General features: G+C 73.5%; 22 protein-coding genes. 4 read left to right on the top strand and 18 right to left on the bottom strand.

Annotated features, from left to right (window positions below):
- Window positions 1-32: 32 nt before the first annotated feature.
- The 15 genes from AB0F58_RS27285 to AB0F58_RS27215 all read right to left on the bottom strand — a co-directional run bounded on the left by AB0F58_RS27285 (window position 33) and on the right by AB0F58_RS27215 (window position 11526).
- The gene (locus AB0F58_RS27285; protein ID WP_357148760.1) at window positions 33-740 is read right to left on the bottom strand and encodes a DivIVA domain-containing protein; all 708 of its coding nucleotides are present in this window, start codon (window positions 738-740) and stop codon (window positions 33-35) included.
- Window positions 737-1912 carry a globin domain-containing protein gene (locus AB0F58_RS27280; protein WP_357148757.1) on the bottom strand — a complete coding sequence of 392 codons (1176 nt, stop codon included), beginning with the start codon at window positions 1910-1912 and terminating at the stop codon, window positions 737-739. Before AB0F58_RS27280 ends, AB0F58_RS27285 begins: the two co-directional genes overlap by 4 nt.
- Before the next feature lie 2 nt (window positions 1913-1914).
- Window positions 1915-2307, bottom strand: coding sequence for a group 1 truncated hemoglobin (locus tag AB0F58_RS27275; RefSeq protein ID WP_357148753.1), 393 nt, complete (start codon window positions 2305-2307; stop codon window positions 1915-1917).
- Between the two features lie 196 nt (window positions 2308-2503).
- Window positions 2504-3088 (bottom strand): MerR family transcriptional regulator, encoded by a 585-nt coding sequence (locus AB0F58_RS27270; RefSeq protein WP_357148752.1) that lies wholly within the window; start codon window positions 3086-3088, stop codon window positions 2504-2506.
- Window positions 3089-3282: 194 nt separating this feature from the next.
- Window positions 3283-3747, bottom strand: coding sequence for a bifunctional nuclease family protein (locus tag AB0F58_RS27265; RefSeq protein WP_357148749.1), 465 nt, complete (start codon window positions 3745-3747; stop codon window positions 3283-3285).
- A gap of 171 nt (window positions 3748-3918) precedes the next feature.
- A complete protein-coding gene (locus AB0F58_RS27260) occupies window positions 3919-4626 on the bottom strand; it encodes a MerR family transcriptional regulator (protein WP_357148897.1) in 708 nt (235 codons plus the stop codon).
- A gap of 50 nt (window positions 4627-4676) precedes the next feature.
- Window positions 4677-5129, bottom strand: a complete 453-nt coding sequence (locus tag AB0F58_RS27255; protein WP_357148746.1) for an FHA domain-containing protein — start codon at window positions 5127-5129, stop codon at window positions 4677-4679.
- Between the two features lie 217 nt (window positions 5130-5346).
- Window positions 5347-5727: a glycine cleavage system protein GcvH gene (gene gcvH / locus AB0F58_RS27250; RefSeq protein WP_357148743.1), complete on the bottom strand. Its 381-nt coding sequence runs from the start codon at window positions 5725-5727 to the stop codon at window positions 5347-5349.
- 67 nt (window positions 5728-5794) lie between these two features.
- A complete protein-coding gene (locus AB0F58_RS27245; protein ID WP_357148741.1) occupies window positions 5795-6727 on the bottom strand; it encodes a DUF881 domain-containing protein in 933 nt (310 codons plus the stop codon).
- An 8-nt stretch (window positions 6728-6735) separates the two neighbouring features.
- Complete coding sequence (locus AB0F58_RS27240) at window positions 6736-7068, bottom strand: small basic family protein (protein ID WP_088983906.1); 333 nt, start codon at window positions 7066-7068, stop codon at window positions 6736-6738.
- The gene (locus AB0F58_RS27235) at window positions 7065-8051 is read right to left on the bottom strand and encodes a DUF881 domain-containing protein (RefSeq protein ID WP_357148737.1); all 987 of its coding nucleotides are present in this window, start codon (window positions 8049-8051) and stop codon (window positions 7065-7067) included. The genes AB0F58_RS27240 and AB0F58_RS27235 overlap by 4 nt, the downstream gene beginning before the upstream one ends.
- Window positions 8048-8611 carry a CDP-alcohol phosphatidyltransferase family protein gene (locus tag AB0F58_RS27230; RefSeq protein ID WP_357148894.1) on the bottom strand — a complete coding sequence of 188 codons (564 nt, stop codon included), beginning with the start codon at window positions 8609-8611 and terminating at the stop codon, window positions 8048-8050. The genes AB0F58_RS27235 and AB0F58_RS27230 overlap by 4 nt, the downstream gene beginning before the upstream one ends.
- Before the next feature lie 388 nt (window positions 8612-8999).
- Window positions 9000-9473: a MarR family transcriptional regulator gene (locus tag AB0F58_RS27225; protein ID WP_357148734.1), complete on the bottom strand. Its 474-nt coding sequence runs from the start codon at window positions 9471-9473 to the stop codon at window positions 9000-9002.
- Window positions 9474-9522: 49 nt separating this feature from the next.
- The gene (locus tag AB0F58_RS27220; protein WP_357148731.1) at window positions 9523-10707 is read right to left on the bottom strand and encodes a PP2C family protein-serine/threonine phosphatase; all 1185 of its coding nucleotides are present in this window, start codon (window positions 10705-10707) and stop codon (window positions 9523-9525) included.
- Between the two features lie 72 nt (window positions 10708-10779).
- Window positions 10780-11526, bottom strand: a complete 747-nt coding sequence (locus tag AB0F58_RS27215) for an SAM-dependent methyltransferase (RefSeq protein WP_357148728.1) — start codon at window positions 11524-11526, stop codon at window positions 10780-10782.
- A 161-nt stretch (window positions 11527-11687) separates the two neighbouring features.
- Between AB0F58_RS27215 and AB0F58_RS27210 the strand changes: the two genes are divergently transcribed.
- The 3 genes from AB0F58_RS27210 to AB0F58_RS27200 all read left to right on the top strand — a co-directional run bounded on the left by AB0F58_RS27210 (window position 11688) and on the right by AB0F58_RS27200 (window position 13337).
- Window positions 11688-12569 (top strand): universal stress protein, encoded by an 882-nt coding sequence (locus tag AB0F58_RS27210; protein ID WP_357148725.1) that lies wholly within the window; start codon window positions 11688-11690, stop codon window positions 12567-12569.
- Window positions 12570-12663: 94 nt separating this feature from the next.
- A complete protein-coding gene (locus AB0F58_RS27205; RefSeq protein ID WP_357148723.1) occupies window positions 12664-12873 on the top strand; it encodes a phosphatidylethanolamine-binding protein in 210 nt (69 codons plus the stop codon).
- Window positions 12870-13337, top strand: a complete 468-nt coding sequence (locus AB0F58_RS27200; RefSeq protein ID WP_357148720.1) for a hypothetical protein — start codon at window positions 12870-12872, stop codon at window positions 13335-13337. Before AB0F58_RS27205 ends, AB0F58_RS27200 begins: the two co-directional genes overlap by 4 nt.
- Here the strand turns inward: AB0F58_RS27200 and AB0F58_RS27195 are convergent.
- Window positions 13334-13537 (bottom strand): hypothetical protein, encoded by a 204-nt coding sequence (locus tag AB0F58_RS27195; protein ID WP_357148718.1) that lies wholly within the window; start codon window positions 13535-13537, stop codon window positions 13334-13336. The two genes, AB0F58_RS27200 and AB0F58_RS27195, sit on opposite strands and share 4 nt — an antisense overlap.
- A 192-nt stretch (window positions 13538-13729) precedes the next feature.
- On the opposite strand from AB0F58_RS27195, the gene AB0F58_RS27190 reads away from it, so the two are divergent.
- Complete coding sequence (locus AB0F58_RS27190; RefSeq protein ID WP_357148715.1) at window positions 13730-14383, top strand: hypothetical protein; 654 nt, start codon at window positions 13730-13732, stop codon at window positions 14381-14383.
- Window positions 14384-14405: 22 nt separating this feature from the next.
- Here AB0F58_RS27190 and AB0F58_RS27185 read toward each other — a convergent pair whose 3' ends face one another.
- Both AB0F58_RS27185 and AB0F58_RS27180 read right to left on the bottom strand, forming a co-directional pair.
- Window positions 14406-14591: a hypothetical protein gene (locus tag AB0F58_RS27185; protein ID WP_357148712.1), complete on the bottom strand. Its 186-nt coding sequence runs from the start codon at window positions 14589-14591 to the stop codon at window positions 14406-14408.
- Window positions 14592-14672: 81 nt separating this feature from the next.
- A complete protein-coding gene (locus tag AB0F58_RS27180; protein ID WP_357148710.1) occupies window positions 14673-16031 on the bottom strand; it encodes a hemolysin family protein in 1359 nt (452 codons plus the stop codon).
- Window positions 16032-16034: the final 3 nt, after the last annotated feature.

Genomic DNA, 16034 nt, shown 5'->3' with positions numbered 1-16034 from the left:
GCCGGTCCGCGTGGTGGACCGGCCCCCGCGCGTCACCGCTGCGGCGCGGAGGGCGGCTGCTGGCGCGGCAACGCCGGGGCCGCAGCCGCGGCGGACACCGCCGGCCCGGCGCCGGCCGCCCCGACCAGCCGGTCCATCGTCCGGGCCAGTTGGGTGCTGCCGTCATCGAGCTGACGGGCCGCCGCCTGCATGTGGGAGATCATCATCTCGCCGTAGATGCGCAGTGCCTCCCGGGTGGCCACCGAGTCGTCGAACTCCGACCCGGCCGCGCGACGGTAGTCCTGCACCGCCCGCTCCGCCTCCTGCCGGGCCTCCTCCGCGGCGGCCTGCACGTAGCTGTCGTACTGCATGCGCGCGTACTCGGCGACCCGCCGGGCATAGTCGTGCGCCTGGGCGATGATCTGCTCCGCCTCGCGCTGCGCGGCGGAGAGCAGGTTCACCTCCTTCGCCGCCGGTGTCGCCGGACCGGCGCTCGGGATCACCCCGTGCCGGTGCAGCTCCACCCGGTCGGTGAGCCGCTCGTTCTCCGCGCGCAGGTGCGCGAGCTGCGCGGCCAGCAGGTCCAACTCGTCGGCGACCTGCACCCGGAACCGGTCCACGTCCTGGTGGTCGTAGCCGCGGCGGGTGAACGACGCGGTCGTGAACTCCCACCGCCGTACCCGGTCCGCCGTCAACCGCACCTGTGGCCCGCTCGCGGGCACCGGCACCCCCTCGTACCGGCCGATCGGGGTCGCGTTCACCGGGCACCTCCGGAATCGTCCTGGGGCGGCGACTCCACCGCCGTGCGCCACGCCGGGCCGTACCAGTGTCGGCCCAGCCCCTCGTGGTGCACCTGACCGGCGTGGTAGCCGGCCCGCGACAGCGTCTGCACCGCACGCCCCACCATCTCGTCCGAACCACACACGTACACGTGCCGGGACCGCCAGTCACCGTCGGCCAGCGCCCGGTCCACCGGATACGTCGGCTCCCCCGGCCGACGCGGGTCCAATCCCACCACGGGCGTCACCGTCAACCACGGGTACGCGGCGGCGAGCGAGTCGACCGTGTCGGTGTCGTAGAACTCCGGCCGCGACCGCGCCCCCACGTACAGGCCCACCCGTCGGTGGGAACCCTCCGCGGCGACCTGCTCCACCAGGGCCTTGACCGGCGCCCAGCCGGTACCGGAGGCCAACAGCAGCAGGTCGGCCCCACCCGCCGCCCGCAACGTCAGGGCGTCCCCCACCGGGGCGGCCAGGTGGATGTGGTCACCCACCGCGCACCCGTACACCAGCCGGGAACTCACCGCGCCACCCGGAGCGGCCCGCACGTGCAGCTCGATGGTGCCGTCCGGGCGGGGCGCGTTCGCCGGGGAGTAGTACCGCCAGGCCCGCACCGCCGGATGCGACACCCCGATCGACTGGCCCGGCGTGAACGGCAGCAGGTACTGCGGACGCAACGTCAGCACCGCCACGTCGAAGGTGCGCCGCTCGTGGCCGACGATCTCCGCCACCCACCACGGCGGGTGGACCTGCTCCGCCGCCTGCGCCGCCTCGATCATCACCTGCGACACCAGGCCGTACGCGCCCGCCCAGTCCCGGGCCAGTTCCTCGGTCCACTGGTCACCGAGGAAGTGCCGCAGGGTGGTCAGCAGCGCCTCCCCCACCGCCGGATAGTGCTCCGGACGGACCGCGAACTTCCGGTGGTCCGCGCCCAGGTCCCGCAGGAACCCGGTCAACCGGTCCACCTGGTCCACGTTGGACACGATGTGGCCCAACGCGGTGACCAGCCGGTCCCGCTGGCCGGCCATGTTCGTCGGGAACATCTGCCGGGTCTCGGGGTGGGACAGGAACAACGCCGAGTAGAAGTAGAGCGGAACCTGGTCGCCGTGCGCGGCGACCAGGTTCCAGCTGGTCTTGAGCCGTGCGACGTCCACGCTCAGGCGTCCGGACGGCCGCTGGCCACCACCTGGTCGCGTACCTGAACCAACACCGCACGCACGTGGTCCTGCACGTCCACCGGCACACCCAACTGCGTCAACGTGGCCAGCAGGTGAGCGCCGACGAGCTCGTAGTGCGCCGGGGGGATGGCCAGCGGCTGGTGCGCCTCGGCCAGCCCTCGGCCGGCGTACTCGTTCGGGCCGCCCAGCACCACGGTCAGCATCAATGCCAGGTGCCGGCGCTGTCCCACCATGTCGATGTCGGCGAAGTAGCCGACCAGTTCCGGATCGTCGAGCACCCGACCGTAGAACACATCGACGGCTGCCTTGACGGCTGCCGCCCCGCCGATGCGGTCGTAGTGTGAGGGAATGGACTGCTCGGTAACCGTCACGGTCAATCCTTCCAAAAGGGAGGGGAACCGCGCGAAGGACAGCGCGGGTCAACGGGCGGCCAGCTGGCATGACCCGTTCGGATCCCACCGGCTGACCGTGTGACGGACCATAGCGTGTCCGCCCGGACGACCCGCGCCCGCCCTGTCGGCTTCCCGTCTCCCGACCGTCACGGACGGTCGTGCCGCTCCCGGCCCTTCAGCCCGCCCGACGGCGGGCCCGCCGCGCCGCCAGCTCGTCACCGGCCGCCGGTTCCGCCGGCTCCTCGGTCCCCGGCACGGCCGGCTCCGCCGGCAGGTGCGACAGGGAACCCTGGATCTCCTTGAAGGCGCCGCCGATGGCGATACCGAACACCCCCTGGCCGCCCTGCAACAGGTCGACCACCTCCTCCGGGGAACGGCACTCGTAGACCGTCGTGCCGTCGGAGATCAACGTGATACCCGCCAGGTCACCGACCCCACGCGACCGTAACGCCTCGATCGCCTTACGGATGTTCTGCAGGGACACCCCCGCGTCCAGCAGACGCTTCACGACCTTCAACACCACCAGGTCGCGAAAGGAGTACAGCCGCTGGGTCCCCGAACCCGAGGCGTCCCGCACACTCGGCACCACCAGCGTCGTGCGGGCCCAGTAGTCCAACTGCCGGTAGCTGATGCCCACCGCCGCGCAGGCGGTCACACCCCGGTAGCCCACCGAGTCGTCACCCTCCGTCGCCAGCGATGGCGACACCTCGCCGAGGCCCTGCGGCGCCGTACCCGGATCTGAGTCTCGCGGCCCGTGCATCCCGACCACCTCCCCGCCTCTGCGGTGACACGTCGTTTCCGGGACGTGTACCCCTCGACACGGCAACCATATAGCCGGGTTCCGGAGTTGCCGGGCAGGCGCCGACGCGACACGCCGAACGATCACCCACATATCACGCACCGTGACGACAGGTGAACTCCGTGGGCACCGGAACGGAGCGCGGAGCGGCCGGCTCAGCCGGCGAAGTCCTCCGGACGGACCTGCTCCAGGAACTCCCGGAACTTCTCCACCTCGTCCTCCTGCTCGTCGGGGATCACGATCCCCGCCTCGCTGAGGACCTGCTCGGCACAACGAATCGGCGCACCGACCCGCAACGCCAACGCGATCGAGTCGCTCGGGCGCGCCGACACCCGCAGCCCGTCACCGATGAGCAGATCGGCGTAGAAGACGTTCTCCTTCAACTCGGTGATCTCCACCGCCCGCAACGGCGCCTTCAGCGCCGACAGCACGTCCCGCAGCAGGTCGTGGGTCAACGGGCGGGCCGTCTTCACACCCTGCTGCTCGTAGGCGATCGCCGTCGCCTCGACCGCGCCGATCCAGATCGGCAGATAGCGGTCCCCCTCAACCTCCCTGAGCAGGACGATCGGCTGATTGGTGGGCAGCTCCACCCGAACTCCGACCACGCTCAGCTCGCGCACCGCCGCCTCCGTGTCGTTGTCACCTACGCCGCACCGCGCCCTTGCCTGCACGGTACACGGACCCCGGAACTCCCCGGCCCGCGCGCACCACGCCCGCCGCACCCCACGCCGGGGAGGGATTACCCCAGGAAGCCTACGGCACGCTCCCTGGAGCAGATCTCCACCGCCGTCTCAGCGACCCAACGTCGACCGCAGCCCCACCCGGACCAACGCCGCGTGCAACTGCTGCGACAACGCCACCAACTCCCGGGCGGTCTCCGCCGCCCGGGCCCGCGCCGCCGGGTCGCTCTGCCGCGCCAACGGCAACAACAGCTGCGCGAACAGGCCCGCCTCCCGGTCCGCCGCCGTCCGGAAGGCCCGCAGATGCCGGGGCTCCAGCCCGTACGCCGCCAGCCCCGCCACCGCCCGCGCGATGACCAGGGCGTCCCCGTCGTACCAGCCCGGCGGACTCGACACCACCACGCCGAGCCGTTCCAGCTCGCCGAGGGTGGACTCCTCGATCCCGCTACGGGCCACCAGGTCCGTACGGCTCATCCGCGCCGACGTCGACTCGACCGGATCCGGCTCCGCCGGCGCCCGGCCGGGAACCTCACCGCCCGGACCCACCGCGACCAACGTCGGCCGCGGCCGGCCCGCACCGTCCGGCGAGGAGTCCCACTCGGCCAACTGCTCACGGATCACCCGCAGGGGCAGGTACTGATCCCGCTGCGCCGTCAGCACGAACCGCAGCCGGGCCACGTCGTCCCAGCTGTACTTCCGGTAACCCGCCGGTGTGCGCTGCGGCTCCACCAGGCCCTCGGCCTCGAGGAAACGCAGCTTCGAAATCGTGGTGTCCGGAAACTCCACCCGCAACTGGGCCAGCACCTCGCCGATACTCATCAGCGGTTGGGAGCGGGCCGCCCCGGGCGGCATGGAGGCCGCAGGCTCGTTCACCCCCGGCCGGCCTCCTCCTCCGGGCGCGGACCGGCGATGAACACGACCCGGAACTTACCGATCTGGACCTCGTCACCGTTGCTCAGCGTCGCCGCCTCCACCCGCTCCCGGTTGACGTACGTGCCGTTGAGGCTCCCCACGTCCCGCACGGTGAACGTGCCGCTGTCCCGGTGGAACTCGGCGTGCCGCCGGGACACCGTCACGTCGTCGAGGAAGATGTCACTGTCCGGATGCCGGCCACTGGTCGTCACGTCGTGGTCCAGCAGGAACCGGGCACCGGCGTTCGGCCCGCGACGGACCACCAGCAACGCCATGCCCGGCGGCAGCGAACCGGACATCCGGGTCGGCACCACGTCGGTGTCAGGACCCTCGAGAACGTCGTCGAGCGAACCGAGATTGAGCGTCGACGTGACGTCGAGCGGGGGGAACTCGTCGTCTGGGCGCGTCATGGGACCACCTCACGGATCTGTTCGGTCGGCGTCGGGTAAAGACCGGTCTTGGCCGCCGGGCTCAGGACCACCCGGCGGCTGGCTCCCCGGGCCCGGGAAGGCAATTTTCCACGACGCGCAACTATTTGGTTTCTCGGTCGACTGGGCGAGCCTAGCCAGCGCCGAAATGCAGGGCAACCGGACGCGCGGAGACACCGCACGATCCGGACCGGAGGACTCAGCCCCCGATGACGTCCCGGTACGCGGCCGGGGTCAGCAGACCCGCCACCGCACCCGGATCGTCCGGTCGGATCTCCAACAACCAACCCGCACCGTACGGATCCGTGTTGATCACCTCGGGCGTGTCGCCGAGCGCATCGTTGCGCGCCGCCACCGTCCCGCCCACCGGTGCGTAGATCTCCGACACGCTCTTGGTCGACTCGATCTCGCCCAGCGGCTCACCGGCCGCCACCACCACACCCTCGTCCGGCAACTGGACGTACACGATGTCACCCAACGCGTCCTGGGCGTAGTGGGTGATGCCGACCCGCACCGGGCCGCTGCCGTCACCCGCCACCCACTCGTGCTCGGCGGTGTATCGCAGGTCCTCAGGAATCACCAGACGCGTCCTTCGTCCTCGTGCTGACCAAACGGCGCGCCGGGACGAACCCGGCGCCGCCCACCGGTCAGGAGACCGGACGGGCGTGTTCCAACGTGATCGGTTCGTGCAGTGCCGAAACCTCGGCGACCTCACGATCCTCAAAGCTCACGTTACCGCCGTCACCCTTGATCGATGCGGCCACCCCGCCGGGAATGTTCAAGGCGGTTCGCATCGTCGCCGGATCACCGATCACCGTGATCGAATACGGCCCGGTCATCCGCCGGCCGTCGACGACCAGGCCACCACCCTCGCCGTCCAGGAAATACGTCGACGCGATGATCCGTGCCGGCGACCCGACCCCACCGGAGATCTGCATCGCCTCCGCGCCCGCGCCCCGCAGCTCCTGCACCGCGTCGAGGACCCGACTCGCCGGGACCGACTTGCCACTGCCACTGATCCGGATCGTCAGCCCCGGACCGGTCGCCGGCAACGTACCCGCCAGGATCCCCAGCTCGTCGGCGCGGCGCGCCGCCTCCTCCAGCGCCGCCTCCCGCCCCTGCGCGCCGGAGGCCAACTGCCGCTGGCTCTCCTCCAACTCGGCGATGTCCTGCCGCAACCGGTTCTCCCGGGCATCGAGATCCGAGAGGATCCGCACCAGGTCCTCCTGCCGGGCCGCCGACAGGGTCGGATCGGTCGAGGTGGTCTTCAACTGCACCACCAGGGTGAAACCCAGCAACGCCAGCAGCACCGCGATCATCACCGACGCGGAACTCATCCGCTTCGCCGGCCCGGCCCCGCCCGCCGCCCGGGTCAGGTCGACGGTGGCCTCGGCGCCGTCGGACCGGTCGTCGTCGGAACCGGCCCCCTCCCGCGACGGGGTAGCCCGCAGCGGTGCGGTCTCGTCCGGGTCGGGTGCGTCGGGACGCGGGTCCGGCTCGGCCGCCGGCCCGGTGGGCCGGGACGGCCCGGTCGGCTCGGGCCACCCGGTGCCGGTGTCACTCTGCTCGTCGCTCATCACTGACCAACCTACGCCCGGAACAGGTGCCGGCGGATCGCCGCCACGTTCCCGAAGATCCGCACGCCCAGCACGACCACCACCCCCGTGGAGAGCTGCCCACCCACACCCAGCTGGTCGCCCAGGTACACGATCAGCCCGGCGACCAGCACGTTCGAGATGAACGACACGACGAACTGCTTGTCGTCGAAGATCCGGTCCAACTTCGCGCGTACCCCGCCGAAGACCGCGTCCAGCGCCGCGACCACGGCGATCGGCAGGTACGGCTGCAAGCCGGCGGGAACGGTGGGATCCAGGTACACCCCGAGCACCACACCGGCGATCAACGCCAACACCGCGATCATCGGCCACCTCCGGAAGGGCTGGGGGACGAGGTTCCCGACCCGGACGGCCGGGGAACACTGGAAGAACCCGCCGCCGCCGGCGACGACGGGGACGGCGACGGCGACTCCGTCACCGGTGGGCGGGCGTAGCGCAACTGCGAGTTGGTGGCCGCCTCCGGCAACGTCAGGCCCTCGGCCTGCCGGGAACCGAACGACAGGCCGGTCTGGTCGGCGACCCGCCGCAGCAGCGCCGCGGCGGTGCTCGCCTCGAACTGGCGGCGCATCCCGTCCGGCCCGATCGCCGAGACCCGGTACGGACCCGTCACCGGCCGGAAGTCCACCAGGATCGCCTCACCGGCCGAACGGATCGTCGACGTCGAGGTCAGCCGCTGGTCGTTGACCGCGATCGCCTCCGCGCCCGCCGCCCACAACGCGTTCGCCACCAGTTGCAGGTCCCGGTACAGCACCCTCCCCGGGCCGGGACCACCGGCGCCGGTGACCGCGTCCTGGTTACCGGGGGCGTCGGCGAGCTGCACCACCACGCCGTCGCCCCGCACCCGACCCAGCCCGGTCGTCGCCTCCAGGTCCCGCAGCCGGGCCGCGGCACTGCGGGTCAACGCCGCGTCCCGCTGCCGGGTGACCTCCTCGCGCAGCTGCTCCGCACGGCGGGTCAACCGGTCGGTCTCCTCCTGCCGGTCCCGGATCTGGCTCACCAGCCCGGAGCGGGCCTGACTGCGGTCGGGTTCCTCCGCCACGGTCTGCCGGTACGCCACCGCGAACAGGAACCCCAGCGCCACCAGCACCACCGCGCTGACCGCCCGGCCCGACCGCAGGCGTCCCGGCGACGGCGGGTGCGTCCGCCGGCGGGCCGCCGCGTCGGCGTACCCCTGGTCGAGGGGGTTGCGGAACAGCTCGGTGAGGAAGTCCGGCGCGAAGACCCGGTCGCCCCGGCCGCCGCCGTCGCGGGGGCCGGGGTCGTCCCCGGCACGTGGGGTGTCGGTCATGCCGCCGCTCCGCCGCCGCGGCGGCGCACCAACTGGCCGGCCTGCACCACGTAGAACGCGCCGGCCACCCAGTAGAGCACCAGACCCCACCAGGCCAGGCCCCAGCCGATCGCCGCGGCGGCCGTCGCCACGGCCGGGGTGGTCGCCGCCAGCAGCAGGATCGGGAAGGCGGCCAGCAGCACGAACGTGGCCGTCTTGCCGACGTAGTGCACCGGCGGGGGGCCGTAACCGTGGCGGCGCAGCACGGCGAGCGCGCCGAGCAGCAGCAGTTCCCGGCCGAGCAGCGCGGCGGTGAACTGCCACGGCACCACCTCCCGCGCGGTGAACGCGAGCAGCGTGGCGAGGATGTAGAGGCGGTCGGCGAACGGGTCGAGCAGCTCCCCCAGCCGGCTGACCTGGCGCAGCCGCCGGGCCACCCAGCCGTCGACCCAGTCGGTGGTGCCGCCGATGGCCAGCACCACGATCGCGGCGACGTCGGCCTCGACGGCGAGGAACAGGTAGAGGAAGAGCGGCACCCCGAGCAGCCGGACGAAGCTGATCAGGTTCGGCACGGTCCACACCCGTGAGCCCGCGTCCGTCGACGGGTCGACGGTGTCCGCGGAGGGCTGGACGTGCCCCGTCCGAGCCTGCCGACGCGACACCGAGCCTCCCCTCGCGACACGGTCCGACGCCCGGCCGATGGTCGGGGCGCTGCGGAGGGACGTGCGCGTTGCCGGCCGGCGGTCGCCGGCACCCTCTGCCCCGTCTCGGGGGCGCTGACGTGAACCCCCGGCCCGTGGTCCTGACGATCATGGGCCGCCGATTCGCGGTGCCACTATATCCGGCTCCCGTCGCCCGCCTGTGCCGACGGTCGTTGGAGACGGGTGGGTGTGACCTGGTACGTCCGGTGCTGTGGTGGCGTACACCACCACTAATCCGTCCTAGGATGTTCGGGGTGACGGGAGAGCGTCAGGCGGTCCGGGCCGCCGGGTCGCGTTGCGCGGGCACCGGTTCGCCGAGCGCCGCCGCCTGCCCGAAGGCCAGCAGGGCCAGCAGCAGCTCGTGCTGCGCCCGGTTCGGCATCCGGTCCAGCACCGCCTGCACGGCCCGGTACCGGCGTTCCTTGATCTCCCGCAGCAGGTTCTCCGCCGCCGGCGTCGGCATCAGGTGCACCTCACGCCGGTCCCGGGGATCGGCGACCCGACGCACCAGCCCGGTCGCCTCCAGCCGGTCGCAGAGCCGACTCGCCGACGACGGTACGACGTCCAGCAGCTCGGCCAACCGGTTGACGTTGGTGCCCGGCCGTTCGGTGATGATCGACAGCACGCGCAGCTGGGTCGGCGGCACCGACACACTGTGCCGGGAGGCGGCCGACTCCAGCACACCGACGAGAGCCCCGGCCGCAGCCTCGACCGCCGCGGCCAGATTCGGAGGTCGCTCCACCCGATGTCCCCTGCGATTTGTCCCGTGCGGGTCGTCCCCGCACGTTCGGCTACTGCTCCCGCCCGTCCTGGCGCGGACTTCCCCGCCAGTCGAGGCACACGACCACCGCATCATCGCGCAGATCGGCGTCAGCGTGGTAGGCGTGCAGTTCGCGCATCACCGTACCAACCGCCTCGGCCGCCGGTTGCAGCCGTGTCGACCGCATGGCCCGAGCCATCGCCCGCTGCCCGTACGGCTCCGCGCCGACCGGGTCCGCCGCGTAGACCCCGTCGCTGACCACGAACAGCCGGTCCCCCGGCTCCAGGTCGAACTCCTGCACGTCGTAGCGGGTGTCGGCGAACATGCCCAGGGGCAGCTGCTGTTCCAGCGGGATCCGCTGCACCACGGCGGCGCGGGCGCGCATCAGGTGCGGGGAGCCGGCGTCGACCGCCCGTACCCGCCCGGTGGACACGTCCACCTCCAGCAGCAGGGTGGCCACGTGCCGGGTACCGCGATGCTGGTAGAAGAGCGTGTCGGAGGCCAGCTCGGCCTGCTCCACGAGGCTCCCGCCGGAACGGCGGGCGTTGCGCATCGCGTTGACGGTCACCGAGGTCAGCAGGGCGGCCGGCAGCCCACTGCCGGTGCCGTTGAGCACCGTCACGGTCAGCCGGTCGGCGTCCAGCGACCAGTCGAAGTGGTCCCCGCCGACGGAGTAGGCCGGTTCGAGCTGCCCGGCCAGCAGGAACGCGGGATGGGTCAGGCTGCGTCCGGGCAGCAGGTCCCACTGCATCTCGGCGGCCAGGGTCAGCCGTTCCCGCCGCCGTACCCGGCGGTACCGGTCGGTTTCCCGGTCGGCGGCGCGCAACGCCACCGCCAGGTCCCCGGCGACCTCCCCGAGCCAGGCGAGCAGGTCCTCACCCGGCGACGCGGCCAGCTCGACCAGCAGCACGCCGAGGCGTTCCCCCCACACCGTCAGCGGCAGCCACAGCCGGCAGTGCCCGTCCCCCGAGTCGTCGAGGACCGGCTGCTGGCCACGGAAGCACCGGGGGGCACCGCCGTTGCCGGGCAGCGGCCCGGCGTCGGACAGCATCGGGTCGAGCACCGGCCACAGGCCGGTGATCCGGTAGTCGGCGATGAAGACGTCTGTCCGCAGGGCGCCGGTCGACGAGCGGATGAGCCGGTCGGCGACCTCCACCAACCGGTCGGGTGGGGCCTGACGTAACGCGCGCGACACCGACGCGGGCGCCTGCGGCATGGATTCCTCCGAGAAACTGTTGCCCTACGGCAAGCAAGCATACGGAGGACGTCGCGGGCCCCTCGCCCGCGGTCACCCGACGGGTTTCACCGCCACCGCCCCGTGGAACGCGTCGGGCACCGCCTCCGGGGTGCCCGACGGCCGCCACCGGGCCACCGGCACGATCCCGTCGGCGGTGGGCTGCCAGCGCCCCAGCAGCCGGGGGAACGACTCCGGCGCTCGCATCCGGAACGCCGGACCCATCATCGCCAGCGCCTGCGGGTAGCCGGCGAGTTCCTCGGTGTCGAAGTCGACAGCCAGCCGGCTGCCCGGCGCCACCGCCTCGTACAGGCCGTCGAGGGTGCGGGCCAGGGTGTCGTCGTCGAGGAACGCGGCCAGCCCGAGGAAGACCAGCCCCACCGGCCGCTCCCCCCAGCCGGGCAGGTACCGCGCCCACAACGCCGGGTCGACGCCGCCCACGTCGGTCGCGTCGGCCAGGGCGTAGCCCACCCGCTCGTGGCCGGCGAGCAGCCGCCGGCCGACCTCGACCGCCACCGGATCCACGTCGGTGTAGAGGACGGTCGCCTCGGGCACCACCTCGTGCACGTTGCCGCAGGTCGGCACACCTGCGCCGAAGACCAGGAAGGAGTCCACCCCGGCGTCGGCGATGTGCCGCACCGCCCGGCCGAGGAACGCCCGCAGCGACCGGAACACCGGCGCACACGGCCCGTAGGCCTGCTCGAAGGCGCCCGCGGCGGCCACGTCGACCGGGAAGTGGTCGCTCCCACCGAGCCAGAAGTCGATCATCCGGGCGGTGCTCGGTGCGGTCGGCTCGGCCATCGTCGTCTCGTCCCCCTCCACAGTGGTCGCCGACAGCGTACCGACCGGCGTCCTGGCCGGTATCGCCACGGCACGCCGCCCCCGGCCCTGATACTGGGCCCGGACGATCCCGCCCGCCCGCCGGGCGGGACGGGACAGGACGGCGCGCGGAGGGAGGCACGGTGAACGCGGCGGACGGCGCGGCGGTGGTGGTCGGGGTGGACGGGTCGCCGCAGGGGCTACGCGCGGTGCGCCTGGCCGCCGTGGAGGCCGACCGGCGACGCCGGCCACTGCGCGTGGTGCACGCGTTCATCTGGCCGCTGCTGCACGTCAGCGGCGCCCCACCGGCCGGCGGACCACCCGGCAGCGGCCTGCGGCAGCAGGCCCACCGGATCGTCGGGGAGGCCGTCGACGCGGCCCGCACGACCGTGCCGGACCTCCCGGTAACCGGGGAGATCATCGACGGTGGCGCCGCCGCCGTGCTGCTCGGCGAGTCCCTCACCGCCACCATGCTCGTCGTCGGCGACCGGGGCCTGGGCGGGTTCACCTCGCTGCTGGTCGGATCGGTGGCGATCCAGGTCGCCGCGTACGCCGACTGCCCGGTGCTGGTGGCCCGGGGCGCCGACCGGACGACCGGTCCGGTGGTCGTCGGGGTGGACGGCTCCGAGCTGTCCCGGCTCGCCGTGCAGGTCGCCGCCGAACAGGCGGCGTGGCGGGGCACCGAACTGCGGGCGGTACACGCCTACCGGCATCCGGCCTCCACCGGCCCCGGGGACATGCAACCCCTGGTGCACGAGCGGGGGGCGCTGCGCGACGACGAGGAACGGGTACTCACCGATGCCCTGGCCGGGCTGCCCGAACGGTATCCGCAGGTGCCGGTGACCCCGCAGGTGGTCCACGCCCGGCCCGGCCCGGCGCTGACCGAGGCGTCCCGGCAGGCGCAGCTGCTCGTGGTGGGGGCGCGGGGACGCGGTGAACTGACCGGCCTGCTGCTCGGGTCGGTGAGCCAGTCGGTGCTGCACCACAGCCACTGCCCGGTGGCCGTGGTCCGCGCCCCGCACTGACCGGCCTGCCACCCGTACGCACGGCATGGGCGGGTGCGCGGCGGGTACACGGCGTACGCCAACGGCCACGACGACTCGCAAGGGAGGCGGGGGCATGGCGGGACCACGACCGGGCAGCAACGCGTACGACAAGGAACGGGCCCGACTACGCACGCTCGTCGAGAACACCGGACAGGCCGCCGACGACGACGCCAACGAGGTCGCCAACCGGATCCTGCGCAAGGAGCAGGGCCGACGGGGCGTGGTGCGCGGCGAGCGGACCTTCGGCCCGAAGGGCGAACGGGAGCCGGGTGATCCGCGATGAGGCGGGTGGCCACCGACGGGATGATCGCGGGCGCGGTCGGCAGTGCCGCGCTGAACGCGGTCAGCTACCTGGACATGGTGCTGCGGGGCCGTCCGGCCAGCAGCACCCCGGACGAGACCGCCGGCCGGCTGGCCGACGCCGCGCACGTCGGCCTGGGCGGCGGGCAGCGGGCCGCCAACCGGCGCGCCGGCCTCGGGCCCCTGCTCGGCTACGGCCTGGGGGTGGGGGTCGGCGTGCTGTTCGCGGTGGCCGCCGTCCGCCGTACGCCGACACCGCCGGTGGCCGTGGGGCTGCTCGGCGCGGGGGTGATGGCGCTCTCCGGCGGGTCGATGACGGCCCTGCGGGTGACCGACCCCCGCCGGTGGAGCCGCGCGGACTGGCTGGCCGACGTCGTGCCGCACCTGGCGTACGGCGGGGCGGCCGCCGCCACCTGGTACCGGCTGCGGCCGCCCCGCCGGTGTTAGCCCCGGCCCTCGCTGTCGTCGTCGGCGACCTGCTCGTCGGCCGGCCCGTACGGTGAGGTCTGCCCGCGCGGTACCGGCCGACCCCGGTCGCCGGTGCGGGAACCGCCGAGCGGATGCCCCGCGACACCGGGTCCCTTGGCGTCCTGCACGGCGTCGTTACGGGCGTTGCGCCGCAACTCCGGCTGCTGTGGGTTCGACACGGGGTCTCCTTCCGTCGGGATGGTGCGCGGCGGTGCGCCGCCGCGCACCGGTTACCCGGGCCGGACGGGCCCATGCGGCATCGCACCGGGCGGGGCCGGCTCCCCACGACCGTCGGGCACCGGCCCGACGGGGACGGGGAATCGTCGGCGCCCGGCGGGGCTGATCGGCCGCGGCCCGGGTACATCCCAGCGGTGAGCGACCACCGCGCGGTGGCGCGGGCCCTGCTGCGCCGCCAGCCCCACACCTACGCCGACCAGGCCGGGATCCGGCTGGCCGACCGGCCCGCCGCCCTGTACCAGCTGCTGGTCCTGGCCACCCTGCTGAGCACCCGGATCCGGGCGCGGGTGGCGGTGTCCGCCGCGCGGGCGCTGTTCGCCGCCGGCTGGCGCACCCCGCAGCGGATGGAGGCCGCCACCTGGCAGGAGCGGGTCGACGCGTTGGGACGCGGCCACTACCGCCGCTACGACGAACGGACCGCCACGATGCTCGGCACCGGAGCGCGGCTGTGCCTGGACCGGTGGCGCGGCGACCTGCGGCGGCTGCACGCCGCCACCGACGGTGACCCGACGACGCTACGGCGGCTGCTCACCGAGTTCCCGGGAATCGGTCCCACCGGCGCGGACATCTTCCTGCGCGAGGTGCAGACGGTCTGGGCGGACGTCCGGCCCTTCGCCGACCGGCGGGCCCTGGCGGGCGCGACCCGGCTGGGTCTGCCCGCCTCGGCCACGGACCTGGCGGCCCTGGTCGACCCGGCCGATGTCGGCCGGCTCACCGCCGCGCTGGTGCGGGTGGCCCTGGGTGAGCAGTCCGCCGCCGAGGTCACCGCCGCGGCCTCGGCGGGCTGACCCACCGGCCGCGCCGGGACGTCTACTTGGCCGCCGAGCCGCCCGGCCTGGTCAGGTTCCACACCAGCAGCGCGGCCACCAGCGCCAGGACGATCACCCCGTTGGAGACCCGGCCCTCCTGGCCCGGATCCCGTCCCGTGCTACCGAAGTACAGCACCACCAGGCCGGCCAGCACGGTGACGAACGTGCGTAGTCCTCGATCCTTCACCCCACCGACAGTAAACGCCACAAAAGCAGCGAAAAGGAAACAATGCCGGGGGTCACCCGACCGGGTGGCGCGGCCCACCGGTCAACCCGACGACGCACCCCCCGACGCAGCCGACGAGCCCGGCGACGGCCGCCGGGGCGCGCCGGCACCGTCCCGGCAGCCCGGCGACCCGTCCGCCGCCACCCGCACCCGCACCCGACACACCGCCCGGTCGACCACCCGCACCACCTGCACCGTCAACCCCGGCAGACAGACCGTCTCACCCACCCCCCGAGGCACGTGACCCAGACCCGCCAACACCAGACCCGCCACCGTCGTGTACTCCCCCGGCACCGCGAACCCCAACGGCACTCCCACGTCCGGCAGATCGTGCAACGGAAAGTCACCCGGCAGCAGCAACGCCCCGTCCGGCTCCCGCACCACCGCCCGCACGTCCCGGTCCGTCTCGTCGTACAACTCCCCGACGACCTCCTCCAGCAGGTCCTCCATGGTGACGATCCCGTCGACCCCGCCCCACTCGTCGACCACCAGCGCCAGCCGTTCCCGCTCCACCCGCAACCGGCGCATCGCCTCCGCCACCGGCACCGACCCCGGCAGCAGCAACGGCGGCCGGGCCCGACCCGCCACCGTCGACGCGCCCGCCCCCACCAGGTCCCGGATGTGCACCACGCCCACCACGTCGTCCAACCCGCCGCCACCGGTCACCGGCGCCCGCGACCGGCCCGCCTGCGCCAGCCGCCGCATCCCCTCCCCCGGCGACACGTCCGCCGGCAACACCAGCACGTCCCGCCGGGCCACCAGCACCTGCCGCACCGTCCGACCGGCGATGTCGAACGCGCCGGTCAGGATCTCCCGCTGCTGCGTCGACAGGCCCCGCTGACCGACCAGCATCTCCCGCAGCTCCTCCTCGGTCACCTCCTCCCGCCGCGCCCGCGGATTACCACCCACCACCCGCACCACCGCGTCGGTGGCCACGCTCAACAACCACACCGCCGGTCGCGCCACCCACGCCACCGCGTCCAACGCCACCGCGGCCCGCAGCCCCCACCGCTCCGACCGCTGCATCGCCAGCCGCTTGGGCGCCAACTCCCCCACCACCAGCGTGACGAACGTCAACACCACCGTCACCGCCAGCACCGCCGCCGGCTGCGCCGCCCGCCCCAGAAACCCCAACGGCCCCACCAGCGGACGCGCCAACGACACCGCCGCCGCCGCCGACGCCAGGAACCCCGCCAACGTGATGCCCAACTGGATCGTCGCCAGGTACCGGTTCGGATCGTGAGCCAACCGCGCCAGCCGGGCGCCGCGACCACCCGCCTGCGCCAGCCGCCGCACCTGCCCCTCCCGCAACGACACCAGCGCCATCTCACTGCCCGCCAACGCGCCGTTGACCAGCACCAGCACCACGACCAGCGCCACCTGCCCCAGCAGACCCCCCACCGC

This window comes from Micromonospora sp. NPDC023956, from assembly GCF_040639195.1.
Taxonomy (GTDB): Bacteria; Actinomycetota; Actinomycetes; order Mycobacteriales; family Micromonosporaceae; genus Micromonospora.
The sequence above is the reverse complement of the archived record's forward strand: the minus strand, read 5'-3'. Positions and strand labels throughout refer to the sequence as shown.